We start from the raw sequence: 6,195 nt of genomic DNA, 5'->3' as shown, positions 1-6,195 counted from the left end.
AGAGTTTATGACACTTTCAAGCCATTTTTCGGACAATTTTTGCTATAAACGCGGTCAGTAACTCCATTGGCCCGCTGCCAGCCATAACCGAGGTCACTAACTCGCATTGGGGCTAAGTAGGGCTAAGTAGCAAAAGGTGCCCACCCGGCGACACGCCGAGCGGACACACTTTTTGCTACTTAACCCACTATTTATTTTGCGGCTATGCAGTTCGCGACTTACTCTGCTAGCTGCAACCGAGCCTGCTGAGCTGCGGCTACCAATACTTTCAGTGAAGCCGTAACCTCTTCCCAACCTCGGGTCTTTAGACCACAGTCCGGATTAATCCACAGCAGGTTGGGGTCAACGCTTTCAAGCGCATCTTCCACGAGCTGGTTGACTTCTCCGTCCGTCGGCACGCGAGGCGAGTGGATGTCCCAGACACCTGGACCAATCCCGCGAACGTATCCCTCATCTTTCAGCGCTGCGAGCACCTGCATACCGTTGCGAGCTGCTTCGATGGACGTGACATCGGCGTTGAGATCATCGACGGTGTCGATAAGCTCATTGAAGTCCGAGTAGCACATATGCGTGTGAATCTGAATGTCGTCAGCCACACCAGAGGTAGCCAGACGGAAGGAACCTACGGCCCACTTCAGGTAGGCGGGCTGGTCCGCTTCATTCAGGGGCAGCAACTCGCGAATGGCTGGCTCATCGACCTGCACGATTTGCGCTCCAGCGGCCACGAGATCTGCAATCTCATCGCGCAAAACCAGCGCAACGTTATCCGCAGTGTCACCGATGGGCTGGTCATCACGGACAAACGACCATGCCAACATGGTCACCGGCCCGGTGAGCATTCCCTTGACGGGAAGGTCAGTCATGTTTGCCGCTGCCTTGTACCACTGCACCGTCATTGGCTCTGGCCTGGTGATATCACCGTAGAGAATCGGCGGCCGCACGCAGCGGGAACCATAGCTTTGGACCCAGCCATTGGCGGTCGCGAGATAGCCGTCCAGCTGCTCCGAGAAGTACTGCACCATGTCATTGCGCTCAGGTTCGCCGTGAACGAGCACATCGAGTCCCAATTCTTCCTGCTGCTCAATGGAGCATCGAATTTCAGCGAGCATTGCTGATTCGTAGTCGACTGGGGTGAGCTCTCCCGCGCGCAACTGCGCACGTGCACGACGAATGCTATTGGTCTGCGGGAAGGAACCGATTGTGGTGGTCGGCAGCGGAGGCAGGTTAAGGGCCTCAGCCTGAGCCGCCTGGCGAGCTGCAAACGAGGAACGAGTCCGGTCGCTCTCCTCGATTGCTGCCAAAGCTTCACGAACTTCAGGCTTAACAATCCGCTTCGATTCTGCCCTTGATGCCAGTGCTGCCCGGGACTCCCTCAACGCCTTCAAATCCGCGGCATCGAGTTGGCGGTCATTCAACCTGGCATCAAGCGCCCTCGCCAAGAGGGTCACCTCGCCGATTTTCTCATCCCCGAAGGCCAGCCACTGCAGCACCTCGGCATCTTCTTCGCTCGGGTTTTCCGAGGCCAGGGAGTACGGGACGTGTAGCAGCGAACAGCTAGTCGACACCGCGATGGGGCCTCGGACTGCCAGCTTCTCCAGCGTCGCCAGGGCTGCATCCAAGTCGGTGCGCCACACATTACGCCCATCAACAATGCCCGCAACCAGCAGTTCCTTGCCGGTCCAATGCGGCAACTCAAAGCTACCTGCTACCAGGTCGCAACCAATGGCCTGCACGCCTGTGCCAGAAAGGGTTTCCAGCGCCTGATCACCATCACCAAAGTAGGTCTGCACCCACAACTTGGTATTCGCAGACTCCGCCACGCCGGCCAACTTCTCGTAGGCCTGGCGAGTCCTAGCAAGAGTCACTTCATCGAGGTCAGTGACCAATACTGGCTCATCGAGCTGAATCCACTCAAAGCCCTTATCCCCCAGTTGAGCGATGATTTCCGCGTACGCATCGGTCAACTTTTCCAAAAGGCCAAGTGGGTTCGAATCATCGTCGGTACGCGACAGGCTCAAGTAGGTCACAGGACCAATCAAATGAGGGCGCAGCATGGTGGTGGCGCCATTGTTTAAGCTGCAGGAATCATCCAACCAGTCAGTGAGGTCAGAGGTAAATTCAGTATCGGCTGACAGCTCCGGAACAATGTAGTGGTAATTGGTGTCGAACCACTTGGTCATTGCGGATGCCGGTTGCGTCTTCGTACCGCGAGCGGCGGCGAAGTAGTGGTTGATCCATTCCGGTAGGTTGGAACCGTCCGTTTTCGGGACATTCTGGAAGCGGGCTGGAAGCACTCCGAGCAGCGCCGATGTATCCAGCATAGAGTCGTAGAACGAGCGCCCAATTGTCGGAACCGAGTCGATTCCTGCCTTCAGCGCTGCGCCAATGTAGCTATTGACAGTGTTGCGCGCCGTCGCGGCCAGCAGGCCGCCGGTCGCCGGGTCGCGCCAGTAGTTTTCCAGAGCTCTTTTGAGCTCACGATTACGCCCTATCCGCGGAATGCCCGCGAGGGTTGCGTGAATTGCCATGATCTCGTGATTTCCTCGTCAGTCGTGATCAGCATCGGGTATGAAATTGCACAACCGGCAGGCATTCGGACTTGTCATCACTGAAAAGATTGGTTATCAACGCGTCGGATAAACCAAAGCTCTGGCAGTGATGCTTACCGTTGCGGGACAGTTCCGGACTTGCACCGGGATTCCCCTGCATAACTCGAAGGCCTTATGCGCGCTAGGCTCAAAACACACCTTGCGCGGAAAACGTGCGATATGCAGCACTTTCCTTAATGAACACCTTCGAGGCGGCTGTGGATGTGAAGTATATCGCAATATACAAATATCTCATTCACTTAGCCCCCTCCCCGAGCCTTTGCTTTGATGCTCTCCTGCTGGGACCAAAGTGATTAAGCTCGTAGTCATAAAAGCTATTTATTCTACCTCTTTTCAAGGAGTGACCTCGAGTGACACAGGCTTCCGGACCTTCCCTGAGGGGCGCCAAGATTCCGTTCGATGGCCCGGTCCAGTCAGGCGTTGAACAGCCCGGCCAAGCACATCTCCGCCTCGTCGCATTCGATTTGAAGGACGGCATCGACGCAGCAGATCTGAAGGAACTGTTCTCCTCGCTTACCGACGTTGCCCGCCGCCTCACCCAAGGCCAGGACATCGAGGGGTATCTGGAACCGGAAATGGTCGCAGCCACTGCAAACCTGACTATCACAGCCGGTTTCGGTGAGCGCATCTTCGACGTCCTCGGCAAACCAGAGCGCAAGCCGGCTGGTCTGCACGATATCCCGTCATTCCAGCATGACATGCTCCGCCCTGAGTGGGGTCAGTCTGACTTCGCCCTGCAGTTGTGCGGTGATGACCTCGTCACCGTTACGGCCGCGTCCCGTCTACTGGAAAAGAAGGCGGCTCCGTGGGCTCGCGTGAAGTGGTTCCAGAAAGGCTTTTCCTACGCCTGGGGTTCGCAGCCTCACGGCGCTACCCCACGCAACCCGCTGGGTCAGCTCGACGGCACCGTCAACCCGTCCACTCCAGATGAATGGTCCGAACAGGTGTGGATCGACTCCAAGGACAAGGCGATTAACAACTCCTGCGTGATGGTTGTTCGCCGTATTGCGCTCGACTTGAACAATTGGGAGGAGCTCAGCACCGACGAACGCTCCATCGTTATCGGTCGTGACTTCCACACCGGCGCTCCTCTTTCCGGCGGCAACGACGAGTTCGATGAAGAGGACATGGACGCCGTCGATGACCAGGGCGAGTACCTCATCCACCGCCAGTCTCACTTGGCACTGTCCCGTGAGCAGGATGGCCAGCCTGACGACGCCCTGCGTCGCCGCGCCTATGCATACGAAGACCAGCCCGGTGAGCCAGCTTTCCCATTCGAAGGACCGAACGTTGGCCTGGTCTGGGTTGCATTCCAGAAGAACCCGGACAACCAGTTCAGCGCAATCCAGGCCCGTTTGGATCGCGGCGATTTGCTCAATGAGTGGAACCGTCACATGGGCTCCGCTGTGTATTGGATTGCCCCTGGCACCACCCCAGATTCCTACTGGGGTCAGGAGTTGATTGAGGGGTAAAGGCTGCAAGCTGGCAGGCTAAAGTCTGACGGACTAAAAAGCTGGCGGGCTGCAAATGTGAAACTGACCCAGTTTATGACACTTTCGAGCAAAATTTCTGGCCGTTTTTGTCATAAACTCAGTCACTAACTCGCGGTGGTCCCGGGTCCCCAGCCACAGGAGGATTGGCCCGCCGCCGCCCGCCATAAGAAAACGCCCGCCGAGTGCCTGAGCACTCATGCGGGCGTTACCTCTAGACAAGAATTTTGTCAGTTACGAGCCACCGAATTAGTCACCAATCTGGTCGCGGCCACGCTTAACAATCTTCGGATCCGGAGTACCGACCAGCTCGTGGTCCTTCTCCGTGTACTCAAACTTGCTCAGCACATAACGCATCGCGTTGATGCGGGCACGCTTCTTGTCGTTGGACTTAATGGTAATCCACGGGGACTCATCGGTATCCGTGTAACGGAACTGCTCTTCCTTCGCGCGGGTGTAGTCACCCCAACGGTCCAGCGATGCGAGGTCCATCGGAGAGAGCTTCCACTGACGCACCGGGTCAACCTGGCGAATAGCGAAGCGAGTGCGCTGCTCCTTCTGAGTCACCGAGAACCACAGCTTGGTCAGCGAAATACCGGAGCCCAGAATCATGTTTTCCAGCATCGGAACCTCGCGCAGGAACTCTGCGTGCTGCGACTCAGTACAGAAACCCATCACGCGCTCAACGCCCGAACGGTTGTACCAAGAACGGTCGAAGAAGACAATCTCGCCAGCGCACGGAAAGTGCTCAATGTAGCGCTGGAAGTACCACGAGGTGGACTCACGCGGCGACGGCTTTTCCAGAGCCACAGTACGAGCACCACGCGGATTCAGGTGCTCATTAAAGCGCTTAATGGTACCGCCCTTACCAGCGGCGTCACGGCCTTCGAAGAGGATGATGTGCTTCTGACCAGTTTCCTTGGTCCAGTTCTGCCACTTCAGAAGCTCAATCTGCAGCTTCCTCTTAATAGACTCGTATTCCTTGCGCGTCATGCGCTCCTCGTACGGGTAGCCATCGCGCCAGGTATCAACCCGCTCACCGTCTGGAGTGACCAGTACCGGATCGTCCTCATCAGAATCATCGACGACGTAACCTTCGGTCTTCGCCAAATCGACGATGTGGAATTCCTCTTCATTCTTGTCAGCCATACCCCTTATCCTACTGAATTTCTCTACCACACGTCCCCCATGCGGGTGCCCTTACCTGCAATTTCCCAGCAGTTAACGTTCCGTCTTACCGAAATTGAGGGGGTGGGACTGCACGCAGCGACCGTCGATAAGCACTGCGCGTACAATAAATGCCATGTTGTTATCCGAAGCTCTTGCCGCACGATCCGAAGTTTCCGACCGGCTGGCTGAGATTAATCGCCGTCTTTCGCTAGTAGCGCAGGTGCAGGAAGGCGATACGCCTGATGAAGATCCGCAAGCGCTTATTGCCGAAGCCGAGCGTCTGATGGCGCGCTTCGAATGGCTGGTGCGCTCGATTAACGCAACGAATTCCGCTACTGCCTTCGAGGACGGAACGCTTAGCGACGCACTTGCGAAGCGCGACCACCTGCTAACACGGCGGCGGTTCTACACCTCCGCAGCCGATCAGGGCTCGGGTCGGCGGGATCGATACTCAGCCTCGGAGATTCGCTATGTCGCCACTGTGGATATCCGGTCGCTGCGCCAGAAAGCCGACAAGGCGGCGAAGGAATACCGGGACTTGGATACCCGTATTCAGCAGGCGAACTGGTCAACCGAGCTTATCGAGGCCGCGGATAAGCCGGCCGAATAGCAAAGTGGCAGGGTTCGGTAGCGAAACCAGAAGAATTTCACATTTTGATAAGTCGGTAGTTGCATCCAGATTGTCGGCGAGCGCGACGGCCTGTCTCTGGCCTTAAAGGGACACCTAAAGATCTCACCTGTACTGAGGCAGCAGGATTAATAACAGACAGTCCTCGTCATTGCGTACATGGGTACAGATCATCGGTTATTTTTCACTACCAAGCGCTGAGGCGTCTGATGCAACGAGGGTGGGTTCGGGGACTTAAAACTTTCTCAAGTTACACAGCAAAAAGGGGTTAAGTAGCAAAAAGTGTGTCCGCTCGGCG

Annotated in this window: 4 protein-coding genes and 1 riboswitch; of the genes, 2 read left to right on the top strand and 2 right to left on the bottom strand. The window is 56.5% G+C overall.

Features of this window, described 5'->3' with window-relative positions; translation table 11 throughout:
• Positions 1-218 precede the first annotated feature (218 nt).
• Positions 219-2,528, bottom strand: a complete 2,310-nt coding sequence (gene metE, locus HMPREF2681_RS07280; RefSeq protein WP_070429770.1) for a 5-methyltetrahydropteroyltriglutamate--homocysteine S-methyltransferase — start codon at positions 2,526-2,528, stop codon at positions 219-221.
• A 38-nt stretch (positions 2,529-2,566) separates the two neighbouring features.
• A riboswitch (cobalamin riboswitch) is annotated at positions 2,567-2,750 on the bottom strand.
• Positions 2,751-2,959: 209 nt separating this feature from the next.
• Between metE and HMPREF2681_RS07275 the strand changes: the two genes are divergently transcribed.
• Complete coding sequence (locus HMPREF2681_RS07275) at positions 2,960-4,081, top strand: Dyp-type peroxidase (protein ID WP_070546603.1); 1,122 nt, start codon at positions 2,960-2,962, stop codon at positions 4,079-4,081.
• 267 nt (positions 4,082-4,348) lie between these two features.
• On the opposite strand, the gene ppk2 is transcribed toward HMPREF2681_RS07275, so the two are convergent.
• On the bottom strand, positions 4,349-5,248 hold the full coding sequence (ppk2, locus tag HMPREF2681_RS07270) for a polyphosphate kinase 2 (RefSeq protein WP_005510168.1): 900 nt from the start codon (positions 5,246-5,248) through the stop codon (positions 4,349-4,351).
• 154 nt (positions 5,249-5,402) lie between these two features.
• On the opposite strand from ppk2, the gene HMPREF2681_RS07265 reads away from it, so the two are divergent.
• The gene (locus HMPREF2681_RS07265; protein ID WP_070437789.1) at positions 5,403-5,879 is read left to right on the top strand and encodes a DIP1984 family protein; all 477 of its coding nucleotides are present in this window, start codon (positions 5,403-5,405) and stop codon (positions 5,877-5,879) included.
• The last annotated feature ends 316 nt before the right edge of the window (positions 5,880-6,195 follow it).

The organism is Corynebacterium sp. HMSC064H12 (assembly GCF_001809925.1).
Classification (GTDB): Bacteria; Actinomycetota; Actinomycetes; order Mycobacteriales; family Mycobacteriaceae; genus Corynebacterium; species Corynebacterium jeikeium_D.
The sequence above is the reverse complement of the archived record's forward strand: the minus strand, read 5'-3'. Positions and strand labels throughout refer to the sequence as shown.

What these genes read in the sequence shown, in the direction of transcription:
- metE (WP_070429770.1), bottom strand. Translation starts at nt 2,528, where the DNA reads ATGGCAATTCACGCAACCCTCGCGGGCATTCCGCGGATAGGGCGTAAT.
- ppk2 (WP_005510168.1), bottom strand. Translation starts at nt 5,248, where the DNA reads ATGGCTGACAAGAATGAAGAGGAATTCCACATCGTCGATTTGGCGAAG.
- HMPREF2681_RS07265 (WP_070437789.1), top strand. Translation starts at nt 5,403, where the DNA reads ATGTTGTTATCCGAAGCTCTTGCCGCACGATCCGAAGTTTCCGACCGG.